Raw genomic sequence first — 20,345 nt, forward strand, 5'->3', positions numbered from 1 at the left:
GTATTTTTCAGTAAATACAATTAGTTCCGGCCGTTTATCACGGGCAAAGGTTTTCGCCACAACTTCCGAGCATCAGGCCAAAATCGCAGCCGGTATCGCTGATCTTCATCTTAAGGCCAATATCGGGAGAGGTGATGTCGACCCCTGTCCAGCCCAAACCGTAAAACACTTCCGCTGAAACGCCGGCATTCACGCTTCCGCAACCGGTTACATTGTATGAGCCGTTGGAGTAATACAAGCCACTTATCCCCATCTGGGCATTGGCATGTACTTTCAGTGCATAGAGGCCTCCGCTCACACCGCCGCCGATGTTCCCATCTGCCAGCAATGAAATGCCATAGGTATTTACCTGCGGATCAAAGCTCATCCAGGTTCTGGCATACATCGACAGGTCGGCATATACCTGCACCCCGACAAACTGATCAATCAGGGGAAGGGTTACCCCCCACTCTATGGATGGGATGAGCTGTTTGGTGATGACCCCCTGCAGCAGGAAGCCGCTCACCTTGCCCCGGAATTCTGCAGGGATGCATTTCAGCGCCCCGAATGGCGCGGAGAGGGCCGGAGAGAGGGCTCCGTAATCGCCGAACAAACCGAAAAGACCGCAACTCCCGATGCCCGGAATAGACAGGTTGCCCTGAACATTGATGTACCACCCGTTCGGATCAAAAACACAATCGGCGGTACCATTCGCCTGCATCCCGGCCAGGTTTTTATCAACGTTGACCGAACCGGTTAACCGAGAATTCGCGATATCGTATGTCAGCGTCATGCCCGGAAAGTCATCGAGCTTACTCACACTTACGCTCTGTCCGCTTGCACTGATGTCGCCTTCGCACACAAACTTCAACCTGCTCTTCTGCGGATTGTTGCTGATGCCGTTCATCCCTGCCATCTCGCCTTCAAACCAGAAGTTATTCCAGGCATGCAGTGATTTATTCACTTCCATACCGCCTGCAACATTCTCAAAGAACTTTGTTTTATCCTGCGTGATATAGATTTTTTCATCAAACGGAATATCAATTTCGGTGGATGCCGGCTTGTGCACCAGGTCAATGTGCACAGGGCCGAGTTTTCCTTCCTCGGTGGCAGTTCCTCTGGCGGTAAAGAGCTGGGGGCTGAATTTCAAACTGGCAGGATCCCAGATAAAGGCCATATTGTTGTGTGTGAAGTTGATGGGATTGGGATTATCCAAGATAAACTTCATGCCGGAGGAGACCTTCTGCCAGGCCATATTGCCATTGAACTCCTCAATGTAAGGGATTCCGGGCAGATAAGTACCCTGAACCTTAAACCAGGGCGGAGATGCCGAATTGAAGATATTCAGGATGGATCCGGCAGCAGGTCTGAAATCGACAATGTCGAAAAGCTTCAGATTCTGCGCCAGTGGTTCAAACCTTGGCTGACTTCCGTCGCTGATCAGCCGTATTCCATTCAGCGGCAGCTTCTGCCCGGGCAATCCGGGAAGTCCTGAAATTATCGCCGTTTGTGGCCCGCCGTCGGGTGTCGCATAAAGCACCCACTGCATATTACCATTGCCGGTATCATAATAGTTCAGCCCCTGATTCTTAGTAGTTACCTCCACCGGAAGTGCACCCAGGATTTTCAGTCCGTTGAATTCAGCAATGGTATTGCTGTGATCAATGGCATCGCGCGTGATTACCAGGTTTTTCAACGGAATATCCAACCCCGAAGCCTTAATCGTTGCCTGGTCTATTTTAACGCCCAGGTTATCGAGACTCCATTTCTGGCTGGTCAGTTTCCACTGATTCAGGTTAAATGTGATGGGCCCCTTCCCGTTGAAAACAAAACTGGTTTTGCTTATTTCCACCACTCCCAGCTGAATTTTAAGGTCAGCCGGCGTTATGTTGGTACATTGGGTATGCAGGGTGGTGTTAAGAAGCAGTTTCCCGTTGTTCAGGTATGATTTGGCAATCTCTGCACTGGCTGAGTTCTCAAATGCCGGAAGCGAATACCGGAGGGCTTCTCCGTTGATTCCGCATACAAAAAAGCCGGTTGCCGGGAGTTGTACAGGTTTAACCCTTGCCGGATTGGCCGCGAAAACGGGCATGTTCATTTTATCCTGACCCGAAGCTGTCGATATGGCAAGGCCAATGGGCGGAAAAGTGGTCATGGTGTTGTTGAACTCGGTGGGTTCTATGCTAACCCTGCCTTTAAGGGTACCCCAGGCAGATGAACTGCTTTCGCGATCGATGGTTATCCCGCCCGGCTTATAAACGTTCCCTGAAAAGGTTTTCAGAACCATGATGTTTTGCAGGTTGCTTTTTGAAGTAGCCACCGGAAGGCTTGCAGGCTCAGCCAACGGAACTCCTTTGCTGTTTTTCCTGCTTCCGGCTTTGATTTCAATGTCTGAGAAAGGAATCACCAGCCCGGCATCCGCACTGAACTGTTCATTGCTGCGGATGTTCGTCAGGTTACCGTTGATTCTCACTGTCTTGTCATCATTTTCGGTAAGGCTGGTAACTTCCATGGGAAATCCCATCAGGCTGGTTATGTCCATATCCTCATAGACGGTCAGGTTGAAATCAATGGTCACGCATTCATTTGAGGCTTTGTTGATCAGGATCTTCCTTTCATCACCTATGTAGTTGCTCGCCGATTTTGCAGCAGTAACCTGTTGCAGGTAATTCCTGACCGGGAAGTTGTTCATGTAATAATAGCCGTCGGCCCCTGAAATGCTGCTCAATGTGTCGGCTGAGCCCTGGTAACGCACATTGGCAATCCCGACGGGTGATCCGGTGCCACTGCCGGCATACACATGCCCTTTGATGCATGCTGCCGGATTCAGCACGCAATTTAAGATTACCGCATGCTGACTGTAAGGGATTTTTATGGTAAAATACCGGGTTTCAAAATTCCGGCTGGTATTCGAAGGCATCCCGACCCTTATCCGGTACTCCTGATTATTATTGGCGCCACCATTAACAAAACTGAATGTAACGATGCCGTCGGAATCCGTAAAACCACCCAAAGGATAGTTATTCCCCTGTTGGTTTGTGCTGACATTCATGATGTTTACCAGCACATTCGGGACCGGCATCATGATAAAGTTATGGGAAGTCTTAACCCTTACTTCGAGCCGGCGCTTCAGGGTAAACAGCTTCACATCAAGGTGTTTCACTGCCTGGGCTGCTTCGAATCCGATGGTATCGGTGATGTAACCGTTGCGCTTTACAATCAATTTCTGTGTAACACCCGGCAGCAGCGGAACCGGCATCTCAAAACTGCCGTTTACCGGGCTGCTGTTGTAGGTCCTGCCATCCGGCAAACAGAGTTGTGCATTGAGCGGCTGATTTGATTCGGCATCGCGCACATAGCCTTTTAAAATGGCGCCCTTGCGGAGTTTTAATTCGTTTTTGATAACCTGGCGGCCGTAAATAATGATTCCGATGTGATCGTCGAGGGTCTGATACCCATCCTTGCCGGCCAGCAGGTGCCGGTCGGGACCGGTAACCGCTTTCTCCTGCATATTGTAAACCATCGTCAGGTCGTCAAAAACAAACTTTCCGTCGGCGGCCGTAATGGCCATCAGGCTGTTGAAATACTGTCCGCAGTTATTCTGCAGACAGTTAACCACCGGCTGGTTTTCATTATACATCCAGTAAGGATAATAGATCTTCAGGTTATTTTTCGGGCTCAGGTTAAATTGCTCATTCAAATCTATTTTTGCTCCGGCGATGGGTGAACTATCCTCATTTTCAAGCACAGTACCTGCCACTTTCGGCCATTGCGGCCACAAATACAGTTCTTTTGACTGTCGGGCTTTGTTGTAGTCATAGAACCCGGGGAACTGAAGGATTGAAGGATTAATTGTGCCGGTGCCTGTTTTATCGGGCACGGTTTGCGGCGGACTCCAGGCGACCGGGGCTCCAAAGGTATAATTCATGTCTGCCTCAGGCGGAGTATCCGCCATCAGGTAATACTGAAACTGACTCTGGTGATGCCAAACCACCCGCTGAAATGTCAGGGTTCCGTCGGGCCCGGTAGTTCCATGTGCAACTACGGAGAAGCCCGGAAACTTGTTCTTCACGGATTCATCCACCTGGTGCTGCTGACCTTTTATCTTTCCGTCGTTTAACGGAAACAACTGATAAGAGAAATCTATTTTCCGCAATAAATACACATTGATGGTACTAAGTTTCTCGGTTCCGACGGCATTGGTCAGATCAGCACTTAGATTCTTGTCGGGGAGGGTGGTTACTGTGATCTGACAACTTCTTACATTGGCAATTACATCACCTGTGTTAAGGTCCTTTCCTTTTTCAGGCATCAGCAACACATCAGGATTGAAATAAAAATTCCGGTGCGGGGCCTCAATCAGGATCAAAGCCACCCGGTAATGATCGTAGCCCATCTCTCCTGTGCCTGCTCCGCAACGTTTACCAAAGTCAGGGCTGTTCAGGATATTGAAAGTGAAACGGCCCTCTGAATCGGTAGTAGCAACGCCGAGCACCCGGCCGACTTCCGGGTCATCACAGCCATTGTGGGGTTGCAAAAGATGTTCCAGCACATTTCCCGGAAGCAGGGGTTGCCCTTTGAACACTTTGGCATGCCCAACCACCAGTTTAATGGTTGCGGCGGCAAGCGGAAATTTCTGATTTTCACCAGGATCGGAATATCTGTAAACAAGCCTCCCGAAAACCTTAGACGGCAATAACGGAAGCGGCACTTCCATATTGACACCGCCGATATTTACAGGCCGCACAACAGGCTCATCGCTGATTTCCGGAAGATCGGACCCGGGGAACATCATTCCGCCTGATTTCCAGATAAAACTGCACACCTCACTCTGTCCGTAGTTTCTGAAATTGTGGTGCCTGGCCGGATCATACGCGGTAACTGCAAAGGCATAGGTTTTCCCTTTCACCAGTGCTGGTTGCGCAGGTCCGTATACAAATGCAGTAGTGTTGGTATTGGTTTCAAAGAAAATGGGTTGTGCGGCCGAGTTAAATGCATTCTGAATATTGTGGGTTCCCGGGACCACTTCAATCATCTGAAGCTTATATCTTGTCGTGACCGGTGCGCCGGCCGGCCTTGTCCATGAAATAATCAGGTTTTGCGGACTGGTGGCGGTAATTTCTTCACCACAGAAAGGCTGTGTGATAACCGGCGGCTCAATGCTGGTCACCGGAAAGGGCGGACAGCAACCGGCAGGATCTTCGTCGGATAACGGCTGGTTTGTCAGGTAATCATAAGCCCTCAGGCAAATGGTATAATCGTCTTCCGGAAGTCCGTTCCCCCTTATAATTTCCTGCTCGGTAATGCCTGCATAAACAAGCTGAGAGGTATTGAAAATATCCTGTATGTTATTCAGATTGAGCCGGTAAATACTACCGGGCATCAGGTTCAGGGGTTGTGGAGGACGGTGCCCGGGCCGGGTGTAAATCCGGATACCGGAAGAACCGGAAATTTCTCCGGTCAGGTAAACCTGGAGTGCCCGGCTGCCGGTCCCCGGAAGATACTGAACGGTAGCCAGGATTTTATTGGGATTGCTGGTATACTCACTGATTTTCGGAGAATAAGGAGGTGCCACCACCAGGTTAACCCTCAGGGGGTATTCCTGTGCATGGGCGGAATATATTGTCAGAAAAGGTATGATCATTAACAGGCCGGCCATCCCACATTTGCGGATGCAACAGCCTATGCTGTTTTTAAAATGTGAATACATAACCAAAGTCCCCTTTTAGTTCGTTAAATGTTGGTTCCTGCGTGGTTCCCTTTGCCAGGAAACGGATAAAAAACACATTCAGCCGAAGCGAATGGTGGTTGCTGACCTGATAACCAGCATTAACCGAAGTATTAAGCGTCAAGCTTCTTTCGGTATCGCCTTGCTGTCCCGACCAGATCAATGCGTTACTGAGGCCCGATTGTATTTTGCCTTCGAGCCACGACTTGCTCACACCAGCCGTAAACCCGGAAGCCGAATTCTCAAAAACATAGTTTTGAAGTTTATTGTATGTAAAGCCCAGCATCAGGGTCAGCGCGCTTTTGTTAAACCCCAGGTTATAGTTCAGATTCGCAATGGTTGCATCGTTTTCGGTGAACTCCGCGGTTGAGGCATTCTTGTCATTAAGCTTCATTTTGTTGAACATCAGCATCAGGATGTGGCTGTACTTATCGTTCACAATCATCAACCGGGGCATGATGCCCAGGTTGGTGGTGGCCTGAAAGAACTTCAGGGAATCGATCAGTGGCAACCGTCCGGCCCGTTGATTGCTGCTGTAATTGTTATAGTTGATGTCGATACCGAAAACAGGTACAGGATTGTAACTCAGGTTAACCGATGAGATGGTACGCAGGCTGGTGGCTTTGCGGGTATTCCGCAGGTTATCGCGCTGCAGGCCGAGACTTCCCCTGATATTCAATTTACGCTTGAACAGGTTAAATGCCGGCGCAATCACCAGGTTTTCAAGGTCATTGTTGAAGAAGTACGCCCCCATAGAGCGATATCCCGGATCAATGCGCCGGTACTCGAGTTTGGTGCTGAAAGACCTGGATTTGAAATTCAGCGATGAGCGGACGGCTGTCAGCAGCTCAGAAGAGAGATTAACCGGTGTGATTTTATTCAGCCGGCTCAGCCAGGGATCGTCTTCCAGCCCCTCAAATCCATATGCAGCTACATCCGTAGTGTACAGGCTGCCGGCAACTTCCCCTTCAAACCACATTTGCTTGCTGAATGATATGCGGGCATTCAGGCCCGTTACAAGGTTTGATTCCGCCGGAATGTATACTTCCCCGGGCTTGCGGATTGCAGTGGCGCTGTCGTCGTTCACCTTCATCACAATCAGGTCAACAAATGTCTTTTCGGAGCCTACGCCCAGCTTTATGGCATAACCCTTCCGGCTTAGGTTGCGCGTGGTGTCTATTGCATTCTCATAGGGTACTGTGCTTTTTCTGAATCGGCCGTAAACAGCCCCAAACCTGAATTTTCCGGGGTGCATTTCAATTCCGGCGCCAAGGAAAGTGTGCCCGGCAAGGGTGTAATCAGAGAAGTTGACATTCCGGTAACCAAAGTGAGTCGTCAGCCATTTGTAAGAAGGACTCAGCCCGAACTGATTGAAGGGCTGGGTGTAATCCACCCTTTTATCGCTGAACCGGAAGGAAAACGGGATATCAAACCCATAGGTACTTATGGTGGCATTGGCTGCAAGCATCAGCGCAAATGGTCTGGCACGGTTTTCAATGCCCGAAGCATGATAACCGATCACATTGGCTGAAATGTTGCCGTGTATGGAGAAAGGATCCTGTTGGCTGAGGTGGTCCAGTTGCTGCGCGCTGACAAAGGTGTTAAAGGAAGCCAAAAAGGTTCCGGCAAGCATTAAGGCGATGTAAAGTTGTTTCATTCCGGAAGGTTGGAAAAGAAACGGCTGAATATATTGAAGGCTGCAAACAGCAAATGCTGTCAGGCAGTATATTTATCCCGGATTAATCAAAGTAAAGACCGCCAGGGCTGAACTATTGATCAAAAGAGGGTACTCCTGAATGAGTTTTTGTTCAGTACACTGCTGATTGTGCTGATTTCAAACACTTAATCTTTTAAACATTGTCAAATGCTAAACCGGGTTTTTGTATTCAGATTATATTGATTAAACAAGATTTTTAAGCCCTTGCAAATATAGGGAATTAAACATCGATTGTCAAATAAAATAAGGTTTTCGGAATATGTTATTGCCTGGTGATTGCCCGGACAAGCATCATAAATACTTTAGAATAAAAGAAAAGAAGCGATAAAACCGCGTTATCCTTTTGTAATTATGCCGGAAAAGGTCTTTCGAACGTTTACATCATTCCAAATCCAAGCCTTGCCGGGTAAGTTAAAACTGCCGCAACATTCAAAACAGGATGGATTTCTGATATCCTAAAACCTCAGCTTTTCTGTCATCAGTCCGAATCGCAGCACATCCAGCCTGTTTTCAAAATAGATGTTATAATAATCCGAACCATGATAGAACTGAACAAACAGCCCTATGTCTTCCAGAAATGCCGGATGATAATAAAAAGTTAATCTCAGATTAAGCCGGTCAAAAGGATAACCTTCCCTGGAATCTGGATTTCCAAACATCCATGTTGCTTCCCCTTTGAGGGATATATCAGCGTTTTTACGGGGATAAACCCTGTTTTTAACCGGAAGCTTGAAAATGGAAAGTGCGTTATGCCAACGGTAGTTGTGGTACAAGCCATTGAGTTCCTCCACATTCCATGCTTGCGGATGGAACTCAAATGATGACTTAAAAAACTGAACCGCATTCAAGCGGGTATTTATATTTGTGGCGATAAAACCAAATTCAAGGAAATTTGTGGAAAAATTACCGGATTCCAGGTTAATTCTTCCATCATCATTAAAGAAACTCCCATCCTGTCCGTTGGAATGGTGTGCAAAGCGCCCGAAAACACTCAACTGACCGGCATATTCCTGTCCTTTTAAAAGATAATACATGGTAAGCTGAGGTAAATAACCTGGTGTCCGGACCGGGAAAGACTCCTCCTGATACATCCGCAACATGATCTGTGGGGTCAATACCCCTATCAGCCTGGAATTTTTACTTTGGCGTATATAGAAATTGGGAATTATATTTGCTTCGAACCATAGCGGCTCAATGTTTCCAATGTCCGCCGGAAAAGTCACATAACTGTTCCCCTGGTTTACCTGCGATATTTCCGAAAGTCCGGTACGGGTGAGAGAATCCCTGACCTGCGCCGTTACCGGCAGGCTGAACAACGAAGCAATTGCCATAAAAACTACCAGCATTTTCATCATGCAGATTACATGTAAATAATTTTAACCATAACATGCTTATCGCCCAGCAAATCAAATGAAGCTTTCAAAAAGGATGGCCTGTTTGAAAATCCAACAGACTGAAAATTCGAAAATCCAATCCCTTCTTTTGGCATTAAAAGGCCTCTGTTAATCCTGCCATCCTTATTTTCATCGTGCAGAATATTAACCGCGTATCTCCCTGCCGGAAGATTATCGAATGTTACGGTTGAGCTGCCGTTTACGATTTTCCCGGTCATTTTTCGTAAGTATTTTTTATCATTATTGTCCGGTAAACCTTTGGGAGGAATTATGAGATTCTTCACTTCACTACGTTACGTTCAGAATGACAATACATTAACGATAATAAAAAGGGGGCTTGGTGGCGGCTATGCCGCCACCAAGCCCCCTTCCCCTCAAACTCATGTAAGTAAAAGTCATTCTGAGCGTTAGCGAAGAATCTCATAATTTAACCGGACAACAAAGATTTTTTATAATGCTCATCAGGAAATGCATCTTCCCTGTTGTAAAGGGCAAAAACCACAGAACCGGTTGAATTGCGCAATGCATTTACGTTAATTGTCAAATCGTATGTTTCCTGATTCTGATTGCTAAATGAAGCAAAAAGAAAATTGAGTACAATGAGTTGGATAATTCTGAAAGTTCTGTCCATTTCAGGGGTTTTTAATGATGAGAATGAACCTCATGATTACCGGGTGTCATTTTTCGAAAGCATGGGGCGAGGGCTGATGAAAGAGGCCGGATATTTCCCGGCATGCACATCAGCCGCTTCACCTCCGGGAAATCACAATTCATGCTCAACCATCAGACCTGCCTTTAAGGCTTTACGACTTGCTTTTCTATCCGCCAGCTTTTCCTTTATCGTATCTACGATGTAATACATCATAGGGACCAGATACACCGTCAGAATCATAGATGAAAGCAATCCTCCGATAATAACCCATGCCAGGCCGTTTTTCCATTCGCTTGCGGTACCTTTAGCCAAAGCAATGGGCAACATACCGATTGCCATGGATAGTGTCGTCATTAAAATCGGCCGCATTCGCTCTTTGCCGGCGATGATGAGTGCTTCTTTGAAATGCCTGCCCTGCGCTTTTAACTGGTTTGTAAAATCCACAATCAGGATGGCATTTTTTGTCACCAGACCCATAAGCATGATCAATCCCAACTGTGCAAACAGGGTAAGGTCGTTTAACGACAGGTTTAACGCCAGGAATGCCCCGATGGCGGCCATCGGGATGGCGAACAAAGCCACAAACGGATAGATGTAGCTGTCATAAAGGGCAATCATAATCAGGTAGATCAATAAAAATGAGATAATCAGCACCGAACCCAAAGCCCCGAAACTTTCATTCTGTGTTTTGATATCGGCGCCCCAGGTCAGCTTCACGCCTTCGGGCAAAGGTTTCTTCTCCAGGAAGTCAATTACATCATCCGCCAGGGTTCCCGAGGGCCTCCCGAACGATTCCGACGTAATTGTAACTGACGGCTGCCTGTCAAGTCGTTCGAGTAACGATGGCGAGTTGTCCTGTTTCACTGCTGCAAATTGCGACAATTCAACAGGAATATTCATCGGATTTACCACAGAAAGTCGCTGCACATCCTCAAAGTTCCTGCGGTCAAAGTCATCCAGCCATATCCTTACAGGATATTCAGTTCCGTTTTCAGTTAAAGAAGCATCATCGTTTCCTGTAAAAGCGGTTCTTAAGTTTAATCCAACATAAGCAGTATTCAAGCCCAGGCGCTGCATCTTGTCCTTATCGGGGATCACCTTGTATTCGGGGCTTCCTTCTTTAACCGACAACTGCACATTATCGGCACCCGGAATCTGTTCTATCGCGGCTTTCAGCTCATCGCCCGTTTTCATTACCAGGGCCGGATCGTTGCCGCTCAGGGTAATTTTTATGGGTGCCTGCTTAGGAAGTAAACCTAACACAGCCATAGAAAAATTAACACCGGCAAACTCTTTATTCAGCGCTTCACGAAGCGATTTCATAAAAGTTTCTGTATTTATATCCCTTTCTTTTTCAGGCTTCAACTGAATGGTGAATTCCGAGAGATTGGCTGAGCCAACGCCTGAACTCCCGATCCCTGTGCCAGGCCCGGCCACATTACTGAAAAGTGTTGACACCTCAGGCTGTTGCAGTATAAAATTCTCTATTTCCCGGGACCGGATATTGTTCTCCTGCACGGTGGTAGTTTTGTCATATTCCAGGTTCAGCCGGAATTTTCCCTGATCACCCGTTGACATCATTTCCTTGCCTATGATACCCTGCTGCATCATAACGCCCGTCATTACCAGGAGAAAAATCACAATTCCTGAAAAGAACAGTTTATGCGAAAGAACCCATTCCAACTGATGGCCATACCAATTGGTAAATGCTGATAACTGCCTTTCGAACCAGAGCAGGAAACGGTTAATGATGTTGGTGGGTTGCAAATCTTCCTTTTTCCCGATTCGCGAGGCCAGCCAGGGGACCAGCGTAAACCCGACCAGCAAGCTGGTAAGGGTTGAAGTGATTACTACAATGGAAAACTGTTTCAGCATATCGGCCACAAACACCTGCAAAAACAAAATAGGCAGAAACACCACTACATCGACCAGGGTGATTGAAATGGCCGAAAAACCAATCTCCATGCGTCCTTCCAATGCCGCGGCTGCCTTGTCCTTGCCCATGTCGATGTGACGCTGAATGTTTTCAAGAATCACAATGGCATCATCCACCAGAATCCCGATAATCAGCGACATGGCCAGTAGGGTCATCAGATTTAAGGTGAAACCCATCAGCCACATCACCGCAAAGGCTGTAATCAGAGAGGTTGGAATGGCAACCAGTACGATCAGAGAATTCCGGTAGCTGCGCAAGAACAGGAACATAACCAGCGAAACCAGGATCACCGCCAGTATCAGGTCGAACACCACTGAATTTACCGCTGCAATCGTCAGATCGGTTGAATCATCGGCAACCGCAAACTTCACTCCATACTGTGTATTGGCCGCTTCGATCTGCTGTAGTTTTTCACGAACCAGTTTTGAAACTTCCACGGCATTGGCATCCCCTTGCTTTTTCAATAAAAGCCCTATCCCGTTTTTGCCGTTATAACGGCTTACGGAACTTACCTCCTTCACACCGTCAACTACATTGGCTACATCTTTAACATAAACCGGACTTCCGGGCATCGGCATAGCCACCTGAACATTCATAATATCTTTTACACTTGCAAATTTCCCGGTCAACCTTACAGAATTGCTTTCCTTATCGGTTTGCGCCTTACCGGCAGGCAAATCGATTCCTGAGCGATTGATGGCTTCTACAACCTGATAAAGTGAGATTTTATAAAGTTTCAATTTATCCTGATCTGCCTTTACCTGAATTTCGCGTTCTTCACCACCCAGCATCGTAATTTCGGCAACGCCTTTAAGCTGCTGCATCTGAGGCAGGTAATCATCTTTCATTTTCTGGTAAAACTCAGTTGCCGGCAGGTTACTTGTTGCGCTGATCGAAATGATCGGCAGATCGTTCGGAGAAACCTTGCTCATGACCGGACTTAAGATATCGGCAGGCAGGTCTTTGCGGATATTGTCAATGTAGCGCTGGGCATCCTGCATGGCAATGCTCAGATCCGTGCCATATTTCAGGTTGGCGATAATGACAGAGGCATTGGGCATCGATTTGGTTTCCAGGTAGTCAACGCCTTCAAGATTTGACAGAGCATCCTCTACCTTTCTGGATACAGAGGTTTCAACTTCATCCGGCTCTGCCCCGGGATACATTGTTTTTATTACTATGACCGGTTGGTTAAAGTCGGGCAACAGCTCATAGCCCAGATTTTTAAAGCCTATGATCCCCAAAAGGGTAAATACGCTGAAAAGAACGATGATCAGCGACGGCCGGTTGATTGATATTTTTGTAATGTTCATGATCTGCAGCTATTAATTGACAATTACATTTGCTCCGTCAAAAAGATTGACGAATCCGTTGGCAACAATGATGTCGCCGCTCACCAGGCCTGCCGAAACAATGACTTTATTCTCCACCCTTTTTGAAACAGTGATGTCACGGAGAACTGCCTGCCCGTCTTTCACCAGGTAAACCTGTGGTTGAATGTTTGACCCGACAATTACAGATGCAGGGACAATGAGGTGTTTTTCAGAATCAGTATTTTTCCGTTGTACTTTGCCGAACATCCCTGACTTGATTTTCAGATCGGCCGTATTGCTTAACGTAAACTGAACCGGAAAACTATTTCCCATATTGGATTTACTGCCTGTCATGGTCAGTCTCCCGGTGAGAACAGTTCCGGGATAAACATCCGGTGAAATCGTGTACAATTCATTCATTGAAAATTGATTCAATTCGCCTTCAGGTACGTTGGCCGTGAACCTCAGCTGCGAAATATCCGTTATCTGCAGCAGGGGAATGCCCGGGGCAGCAAAAGCCCCTTCCTCGGTCAGTTTGGCTGTAACAATTCCGTTAAAAGGCGCATGAATGGTTGTTTTCCTGATTTGTTCAAGTAAAGTAGCCTTCTGCACCCGGGCCGATCGCAAAGCCAGGTCAGTCTTTTCTACCTGTATACCCTGAACAGCATCTGCTTTGGCAAGAATTATGTAACGCTGAAGATCGTCTTCCAACCCTTCAATCTGAATTTCAACAATTTGCAGCTGAAGTTTCAACAGGGCATTGTCCAGCTGAATGAGAGGCTGCCCTTTTTTAACTGTGCTTCCCACATCAACAAGCACTGAATTAATCCTGCCCTGTAACTCCGAGCTGATCTTCGTTTCCTTATTGGGCTCAAAAGTCCCGGGACAGGAGATGTCACTGTCGATGCTTTCTGCCTGCAGCGTAATCGCCTGCACTTTGATGGCCTCTTCCTTGTTGTACTGATAAACTCTGTTTATCGTGGTTTCCTTGTTGCCCCTGAGCCTCAGGATCATTATGGCAACGATTGCCACTGCCAGGATTAAATAGATTATTTTTTTCATGGTGATTATTTTTGAATCATGAGTTTTAGTTGTTTTCAGAAAGCAGATTTCCGGTTACGCGCTTGTATTCAAGTTCGGCCCTGCGCAGATCAATCAATGCCGCAATATAATTTTGCTGTGCTTCACGAAGGGCATTGTCTGCCAGAATCACATCCGTAATATTTGCTGTTCCCTGACTGTTTTGCAAAACGGTATTGCTGTATATCTTTTCAGCAAGATCAACCTGGGCACTCACCGTGGCGATGGTGGTACTTGCAATGCTGTACTGCATCTCGGCATTAATCAGGTCGAGGCGGGCTTTTTCTGCTACCATTTCCTTCTGAACCATTGACTTATCTACTTCAATCTTTTTCGCGGCAATCTTACGTTTTGTATTCATCCCATTGAATAGCGGCACTGAAAGCTGCACACCAACATAACCTATCGGGTGGAAATTGAAAAAGCTGTCGGATCCTGTGGTGCCGAAGCCGTTACTACCATATACGCCATATGCGTTCAGCGAAGGAAGGCGTGAATTTTTCAGCGCATTCACCTCCGACAGACTGAATTCCAGTTTCTTTTCGATCAACAGCATATCCGTGATTGTCCCGGGCCTGAAATCAACTTCAGCATCTGAAGTTTCGTACACCGACACATGGATGGAATCGGTAACCGGCTTCCCCATCAGGAATTTCAGCGCATTCAGGGCCTGCCTGTGCCGGGATGATATCGTATTTCGCTGGGTTGTTAACTGCTCCAGTTGCAGTTTCAGCCTGTCAACGTCAGTACTTTTGGCTAACTGCTGTTGATAAAGTAAAGTCGCTGTTTGCACCAGTTTATTGGTATTAGCAATATTGCTATCCATGAACGCCAACTGATTCAAAAGGACCTGGGCATTGTAGTAAACACCGGAAATCTCCACCACCACATCCTCATCTGTTTTAATCTTTTGTATTTCAGCAAGTTCAACAGCTATTTCCGTGCTTTTTATTGCCCCCAGTCCAACCGGATTGAAGAGCGGCACAGCAAGCTGCAGGTTTGCATTCAGGTTCTGAGGTACACCGAACTGAATCTCTTTGTACGCGCCTTCCGGGCCTCCAAAAGCAGCCTGGGGCATGATCTGATAGGGCTGATCGGTATAATACCGGTAGTCAGCGAATCCGTTCAGTCTGGGCATCAGTGTACTTTTTGCCTCGCGGTTCTTTTCACCGGCCATCAAACCGTCCAGGCGGGCTATTCTGATGTTTCTGTTGTGAAGCAATGCGGTGTCAATGCATTGCCTCAATGAGTGTGTCTGCGTGTGTGCCGGAATATACATCAGCAACAGTAAACCTGTCAAAATGCCGGCTAAAAATCCCGACATGTTCCGTATTTGCCTGTGATTATTCATTTGTCTGATTTTTTTGTGTTCAATCATTAAGTTTAAAATACTTGCTTCAACCACTTATGCATTCAACCCTGTTCTAGGCGATCGTCATCCAATTGCATCAACGATCCTCCACTGTTATTTTTTGAATCAACCAGAGTTAGTAAACATTCACTAACTTTTAAAGGCAAAAAAAGAGATCGCTACTTGTTGTTTTTCGAAATCAAAACATAAGCAAGTGCTGCAAAAACAGCTGTAACTACAATTCTGAAAAGCATCGCCCCTACCGTCTTTGTCTCGTAAATACCCCCGGAGTTGATGTGAATCAATAAACCGGCAAAGGCAAGCACTAAAATGATGGCTGAAATTCCCAATGGCTTAATTGTCCATTTCCTGCTTTTTACAAAACCATAAGCAGCAACAAGATACAGGATGCTGCTCAGAAAATTAGCCCAAACCACAAGCAAAACATAATTTCCCTCTTTTGCCCGTATGCCGAATAAATCGAAAATCACCGAACTGCTCAGGAATAGGGTCAGCAATCCAAATGCAGTCAGCAAGGCGGCTAATGATACCGGAAGCACCCTTTTCATAACTGCTTGTCTTTAATAATTGTAAGTAAAGCCTGCACCATTTTATTCCCTTCCTCTTCAATGTCAAATTCAAAATTTGCAATCCTCCATTTGAACATCTGAAGCTTGAATGTGCCCATGATAATATGCACCAGCTCTTCGGTAGCAACGGCCTTTGTAAATTTTCCTTTTTGCTGCCCCTCCGTTATTACAGGAATCAGGTGCTTGATCTTCACATTGATCAGTTTAAGAATGTGTTGATTGATTAGCCTGCTTTCTTCCATCAGTCCATCGGAGAAAACAGCCACAACAAAATGAGGGTTTGCCTTAAAAAAACTGAATTGATTCCGGAAAAGCGACTTGAGCTGCTCCTCAGGGTCTGGATACCTGGTTGAGTTTGATAACCGCTGATCAATATCATCTGCCAGGTATGTCAGCAGGGCGACAATGATTTCCTCCTTGCTGGCAAAATGCCGGTAAATGGCACTTTCTGAAAACCGCATCGCTATTGCCAGATTTTTGATTGTTAACCCACTGACACCTGATGAGGTCAGCAATGAACCTGCAGCTTCAATAATTTCCAGTTGACGTGATGTAATTTCCATAGCTACGTGCTCCTCTTTTATAATCACCTGATAATACCAGGCATTACAGAACTTTTGTTGAACTGACCGGACGGGGTGCCTTTACCACAAGAATCCTTGCCTGAAGAAAAGAAGCATTGCTCAGGAAGTGAACGATACCGGCGGGACTCTCGATCAGCGAATCGGCCGCACATACTTCACTTTCATCACCTATATGAATGGTAGGCGTTCCCTCCACAACAAAGAAAAATACATCCACCGGCGTTTTGTGCGGCTTCAGGCTTTCACCGGGCTTTAAAGCAATAAGCATTGCCTGCGCTGATTCCTTGTTGTACATCTCCCTCACGTCCACTTTGTGCGGGGTTTCTTTAATTATATGATCCTGGTATCGGGTAATTTTCATGTTATTTTTCTGTCTAAAATTATTAAAAGATTGTTAGTGAGTATTCGCTCACAAAGATAAACTAATTTACCAACCGTTGTCAAGTTTTTATGAAAATAATCTGATAGTTGTTCTAATGACTTAATTATATGCCTGTTACACCATATCTATTTTGCAAAAAAAATTATCGAATAAATTGAACCTTACTTAATCAGAATGTTCCATAAATAAGCCCTGCAATTGTAGAAAGCACCACCACCAGCAACACATACACGATGGTTTTCTGTGTACCCATCACGCCCCTGATTACCAGCATATTGGGCAATGAAAGTGAGGGCCCCGCCAGCAGCAGCGCCAGTGCCGGACCTTTGCCCATGCCCGAGGCAATGAGCCCCTGAAGTATGGGGACTTCGGTGAGGGTGGCGAAGTACATAAAAGCGCCGACAATGCTGGCAAAGAAGTTTGAGGCAAGGGAGTTACCGCCTACCAGCCAGGCAATCCATGAGTTGGGAATTACCCCCGCAATGGCGACATCATCGTGGGTGGAGCCCAGCAGAAAGCCGGCAATTACCACGCCTATGGCCAGCAAGGGGACAATCTGTTTTGTAAATCCCCAGGAAGACAGGATCCATTCCCGGTTTTCACCATCTTCCGATTTATCCATCAATGCGATGGTACTTACCGATGCAATTCCGACAACCATTGATATCAGCGGATTGGCAAACAGCAGGGCGCTCAGGGCCGTGACAGCCGCGCCTGTAAGCACCTGCCAGCTTTTCAATTTAAGGATATGAGTCATGGAATACACCAGAACCAGCCCGAATGCGCCGGTAATGTACCACTTATAAGCCCAAAGGTAATACCAGGCGCTGCTGGTGTCGCCCGTTGCCGGTTTGCCCCAGTTGGCAAACACCAGGATCAGCACCAGCGTAAAGAAGTGGAGTGCTGTATGCCACAAAGGACGGGTCTCGGGCACATCCGGAAAATTCATCTGTTCTTCACGTTTCGCTTTTTCCTCTTTGCGGTAAATCAGCGCCATGGCCGAACCAACAATGATGCTGAAAGAAACGGCACCGATGACACGGGCAAGGCCCATTTCAAATCCAAGAATACGGGCGGTAAGGATGATGGCCAGAATATTGATGGCCGGGCCTGAATAGAGAAAGGCGACTGCAGGTCCCAGGCCTGCTCCGCGCTTGTGAATGCTGGAGAACAACGGCAGGATGGTACAGGAGCACACGGCCAGGACAGTCCCCGAAACCGCGGCAACGGTATAGGCCACCCACTTCTTCGCTTTCGCACCGAAATATTTAATTACCGACGCCTGACTGACAAACACCGAAATCACCCCGGCAATCAGGAAGGCAGGTAACAGGCAGAGGATTACATGTTCGCGGGCATACCACTTTGATAAGTCGAGCGTGGCATCTATGGCGGTATTAAAGACCACGCTTTCGACGGGCAGGTAAAAGATGCCCAGAAAGATTACCGTCATCCACAGCAGCACCTTAAGTTCAGATCGGGTCTCCATAACAGACAGGGTTTCATTGCCGGTAAACGCCGGCCCGGTTTTCAGAAAAAGAAGATGATCACAAAATAAATCCCGACCCCGATAAACAAAACGGCGACCACGCGTCTGAACCAGCGTTCAAAGGCCTTGATGCGGTTGTAGGCCTGCGCAACATTCCCCACGGCATAGGCCAGCAGCCAGGCAAAAATTATAACAGGCAAGCCGGTGGCAACTGCAAAAACAAGGGGTAAAAACAATCCTGAAGGACTTGCAACCGTCAGCGGCATCAGCATGCCGAAGTAGAGGACTCCGCTGTATGGACAAAAAGCCATGGCAAAGAGTACGCCGATCAGAAACATACTCAGGTAACTGCTTCCGGATTTCTTTTCCATTTTCTCGCTGATATTCAGTCCGGGGATATTCAGCCTGATAACATCAAGCATAAACAACCCGATAAGGATCAGCGCAGGACCAAGCAGTTTCTCGCCCCAGCTCTGGACAAAACGGGCGATTGAAAGCTGACTGGCGCCGAAATAGATGATAACACCCAGTAACGTATAGGAAAAAGTACGGCCAAGGGTATATATGATCCCGTTGATAAATACCTTGTTGCGGTTTTCGAGGTTACGGCTGATAAAACCTATGGCGGAGATATTGGTAGCCAGCGGGCAGGGACTGATGGCGGTCATCAGTCCGAGCAGCAGGGCGGTAATTACCCCGTATTCCGAGTTTTCGAGCCAGGTCTGAAGAAACTCCATAGCCGTGGTTATAACATCGGATCGATTGCATTTTTAACCGCATCGTGCAGCTTGCCGGGTGTAGTGCGGGCGTAAAGGAATCCTTCACTGGTGATATCCCTGATTTCTTCGCCATGCACAACGATCAGGGATTGAGCGGCAATGTCAAATTGATCAGCAATTTGGGCGCCGGACGCCTCTTCCATGTTCAGCGAAACAAAGGCAATTTTTCCATTACCCAACGCTTCCGGATAGTACTTCTCAAGTGCCGCTTTGGTTTCAGCTTCCACGGCCTCGCAGGTCGCACACCGCCGTTCGTTATGGAAATAATAAACTACAATTTCACTTTCGGGCAATGCTGCTGCCGTAGCCGCCGTTTCACCGGGTTGGCGCGAAGTGCACGAAGTCATTAAAATTCCTGCAAAGGCAATGGCCATCAATACAATGTACTTTCTCATGTCGGATGTTATTTGGTCAGAAATGTTTCAATTTCAGCTTCGGACGGCAGGCGGCCTTTCACCACAACATGGCCGTTAACCACCAGGGCAGGCGTCTTCATCACATTGTAGGTCATAATCTCCATAATATCCTCTACCTTGATGATATTGGCGTCCAGATTCAGTTTTCCGGCAACGTCGCGCACGCGTTTCTCCAGGATCTTGCAATTGGGGCAGCCGGGGCCTAACACTTTAATCTCCATAGTTTTTTGCTTTGAGTTGTTTATATTAGTCGAACTGATCAGTCTTCAAAAAATTTTCCGAACATGGCCTTCGCGATCGCCCAGTTCTCCCGGTTAATACAATATTTAATATAAGGCGGATTGATTTCACCCTGTATCAGGCCGGCTTTTTTCAGTTCGTTCAGGTGTTCCGAAAGGGTGGAGCGGGCGATGTCGAGCAGTTCGTGCAAATCGCCGCTGTAGCAGCAGGTTTTGGTATGATTGGCAATATAATCAAGGATATAAACCCTTACCGGATGCGACAGCGCTTTCGCAAACCGGGCAATCTGCTGCTGATCTTCTGTGTAAATGGTCGTCTTTGTCATTGCATTTCGCATTTCGTCGAATGGCGAAACAAAAGTACGAAACAGATTGAATCAGCAAAATTTTTTGCAATTTTTATTGAACCCTGTCCTCCGGTCAGGTCAGTGATGCAGGTCATACAACCCTGATTAACGGATTAACATTTATAAAAAAATAAGGGCAGAGAATGTGCCGGGTTCGGACAATTGTCTGGTATTGACCTTTCTATAAACATACGACCCCGCCGGGGTCGAAGACCTGATTTGCATCGCATTTCTATAGACATACGACCCTTCCAGGGTCGAAAACCATTTACGGAAAAACGAATCAGACTCCGGAGGAGTCAAATGTTTATAGAAAACGAGAATTTATAAGATATGTACGGCCCCGGAGGGGTCGGATAAGCGGTAAAG

General features: G+C 47.0%; 16 protein-coding genes. All 16 read right to left on the reverse strand.

Annotated elements, in window-relative coordinates; genetic code table 11:
- Positions 1 to 37: 37 nt before the first annotated feature.
- The 16 genes from TBC1_RS05485 to TBC1_RS05560 all read right to left on the reverse strand — a co-directional run bounded on the left by TBC1_RS05485 (position 38) and on the right by TBC1_RS05560 (position 19,955).
- Positions 38 to 5,638 (reverse strand): hypothetical protein, encoded by a 5,601-nt coding sequence (locus TBC1_RS05485; RefSeq protein WP_062039582.1) that lies wholly within the window; start codon positions 5,636 to 5,638, stop codon positions 38 to 40.
- Between the two features lie 34 nt (positions 5,639 to 5,672).
- Complete coding sequence (locus TBC1_RS05490) at positions 5,673 to 7,364, reverse strand: hypothetical protein (RefSeq protein WP_137305459.1); 1,692 nt, start codon at positions 7,362 to 7,364, stop codon at positions 5,673 to 5,675.
- Between the two features lie 515 nt (positions 7,365 to 7,879).
- Positions 7,880 to 8,779: a hypothetical protein gene (locus tag TBC1_RS05495; RefSeq protein WP_201781631.1), complete on the reverse strand. Its 900-nt coding sequence runs from the start codon at positions 8,777 to 8,779 to the stop codon at positions 7,880 to 7,882.
- Positions 8,780 to 8,784: 5 nt separating this feature from the next.
- Complete coding sequence (locus tag TBC1_RS18285; RefSeq protein WP_394330751.1) at positions 8,785 to 9,102, reverse strand: DUF2141 domain-containing protein; 318 nt, start codon at positions 9,100 to 9,102, stop codon at positions 8,785 to 8,787.
- A gap of 143 nt (positions 9,103 to 9,245) precedes the next feature.
- Complete coding sequence (locus TBC1_RS05505) at positions 9,246 to 9,449, reverse strand: hypothetical protein (protein WP_062039588.1); 204 nt, start codon at positions 9,447 to 9,449, stop codon at positions 9,246 to 9,248.
- A 132-nt stretch (positions 9,450 to 9,581) separates the two neighbouring features.
- Positions 9,582 to 12,719, reverse strand: a complete 3,138-nt coding sequence (locus tag TBC1_RS05510) for an efflux RND transporter permease subunit (RefSeq protein ID WP_062039590.1) — start codon at positions 12,717 to 12,719, stop codon at positions 9,582 to 9,584.
- A gap of 12 nt (positions 12,720 to 12,731) precedes the next feature.
- Positions 12,732 to 13,781, reverse strand: a complete 1,050-nt coding sequence (locus tag TBC1_RS05515; protein ID WP_062039592.1) for an efflux RND transporter periplasmic adaptor subunit — start codon at positions 13,779 to 13,781, stop codon at positions 12,732 to 12,734.
- Between the two features lie 25 nt (positions 13,782 to 13,806).
- Complete coding sequence (locus TBC1_RS05520; protein WP_172668839.1) at positions 13,807 to 15,123, reverse strand: TolC family protein; 1,317 nt, start codon at positions 15,121 to 15,123, stop codon at positions 13,807 to 13,809.
- 206 nt (positions 15,124 to 15,329) lie between these two features.
- On the reverse strand, positions 15,330 to 15,719 hold the full coding sequence (locus tag TBC1_RS05525; protein WP_062039596.1) for a hypothetical protein: 390 nt from the start codon (positions 15,717 to 15,719) through the stop codon (positions 15,330 to 15,332).
- A complete protein-coding gene (locus TBC1_RS05530; RefSeq protein ID WP_062039598.1) occupies positions 15,716 to 16,303 on the reverse strand; it encodes a TetR/AcrR family transcriptional regulator in 588 nt (195 codons plus the stop codon). Before TBC1_RS05530 ends, TBC1_RS05525 begins: the two co-directional genes overlap by 4 nt.
- Positions 16,304 to 16,346: 43 nt before the next feature.
- Positions 16,347 to 16,685: a cupin domain-containing protein gene (locus tag TBC1_RS05535; protein WP_062039600.1), complete on the reverse strand. Its 339-nt coding sequence runs from the start codon at positions 16,683 to 16,685 to the stop codon at positions 16,347 to 16,349.
- A 190-nt stretch (positions 16,686 to 16,875) separates the two neighbouring features.
- Positions 16,876 to 18,195, reverse strand: a complete 1,320-nt coding sequence (locus TBC1_RS05540) for a permease (protein WP_062039602.1) — start codon at positions 18,193 to 18,195, stop codon at positions 16,876 to 16,878.
- 41 nt (positions 18,196 to 18,236) lie between these two features.
- Complete coding sequence (locus tag TBC1_RS05545; protein WP_062039604.1) at positions 18,237 to 18,932, reverse strand: aromatic aminobenezylarsenical efflux permease ArsG family transporter; 696 nt, start codon at positions 18,930 to 18,932, stop codon at positions 18,237 to 18,239.
- A gap of 8 nt (positions 18,933 to 18,940) precedes the next feature.
- Positions 18,941 to 19,369 (reverse strand): nitrophenyl compound nitroreductase subunit ArsF family protein, encoded by a 429-nt coding sequence (locus TBC1_RS05550; protein ID WP_062039606.1) that lies wholly within the window; start codon positions 19,367 to 19,369, stop codon positions 18,941 to 18,943.
- Positions 19,370 to 19,377: 8 nt separating this feature from the next.
- Entirely contained in the window at positions 19,378 to 19,611 is a 234-nt protein-coding gene (locus TBC1_RS05555; RefSeq protein WP_062039608.1) for a thioredoxin family protein, read from the reverse strand.
- A gap of 38 nt (positions 19,612 to 19,649) precedes the next feature.
- Entirely contained in the window at positions 19,650 to 19,955 is a 306-nt protein-coding gene (locus tag TBC1_RS05560; protein WP_062039610.1) for an ArsR/SmtB family transcription factor, read from the reverse strand.
- Between the last annotated feature and the right edge of the window lie 390 nt (positions 19,956 to 20,345).

Origin of the sequence: Lentimicrobium saccharophilum (assembly GCF_001192835.1) — a bacterium.
GTDB classification, from domain to species: domain Bacteria; phylum Bacteroidota; class Bacteroidia; order Bacteroidales; family Lentimicrobiaceae; genus Lentimicrobium; species Lentimicrobium saccharophilum.

Coding starts and splice junctions, on each gene's coding strand:
- TBC1_RS05485 (WP_062039582.1), bottom strand. CDS start 5,638: ATGGCCGGCCTGTTAATGATCATACCTTTTCTGACAATATATTCCGCC.
- TBC1_RS05490 (WP_137305459.1), bottom strand. CDS start 7,364: ATGAAACAACTTTACATCGCCTTAATGCTTGCCGGAACCTTTTTGGCT.
- TBC1_RS05495 (WP_201781631.1), bottom strand. CDS start 8,779: ATGATGAAAATGCTGGTAGTTTTTATGGCAATTGCTTCGTTGTTCAGC.
- TBC1_RS05505 (WP_062039588.1), bottom strand. CDS start 9,449: ATGGACAGAACTTTCAGAATTATCCAACTCATTGTACTCAATTTTCTT.
- TBC1_RS05510 (WP_062039590.1), bottom strand. CDS start 12,719: ATGAACATTACAAAAATATCAATCAACCGGCCGTCGCTGATCATCGTT.
- TBC1_RS05515 (WP_062039592.1), bottom strand. CDS start 13,781: ATGAAAAAAATAATCTATTTAATCCTGGCAGTGGCAATCGTTGCCATA.
- TBC1_RS05520 (WP_172668839.1), bottom strand. CDS start 15,123: ATGTCGGGATTTTTAGCCGGCATTTTGACAGGTTTACTGTTGCTGATG.
- TBC1_RS05525 (WP_062039596.1), bottom strand. CDS start 15,719: ATGAAAAGGGTGCTTCCGGTATCATTAGCCGCCTTGCTGACTGCATTT.
- TBC1_RS05530 (WP_062039598.1), bottom strand. CDS start 16,303: ATGGAAATTACATCACGTCAACTGGAAATTATTGAAGCTGCAGGTTCA.
- TBC1_RS05535 (WP_062039600.1), bottom strand. CDS start 16,685: ATGAAAATTACCCGATACCAGGATCATATAATTAAAGAAACCCCGCAC.
- TBC1_RS05540 (WP_062039602.1), bottom strand. CDS start 18,195: ATGGAGACCCGATCTGAACTTAAGGTGCTGCTGTGGATGACGGTAATC.
- TBC1_RS05545 (WP_062039604.1), bottom strand. CDS start 18,932: ATGGAGTTTCTTCAGACCTGGCTCGAAAACTCGGAATACGGGGTAATT.
- TBC1_RS05550 (WP_062039606.1), bottom strand. CDS start 19,369: ATGAGAAAGTACATTGTATTGATGGCCATTGCCTTTGCAGGAATTTTA.
- TBC1_RS05555 (WP_062039608.1), bottom strand. CDS start 19,611: ATGGAGATTAAAGTGTTAGGCCCCGGCTGCCCCAATTGCAAGATCCTG.
- TBC1_RS05560 (WP_062039610.1), bottom strand. CDS start 19,955: ATGACAAAGACGACCATTTACACAGAAGATCAGCAGCAGATTGCCCGG.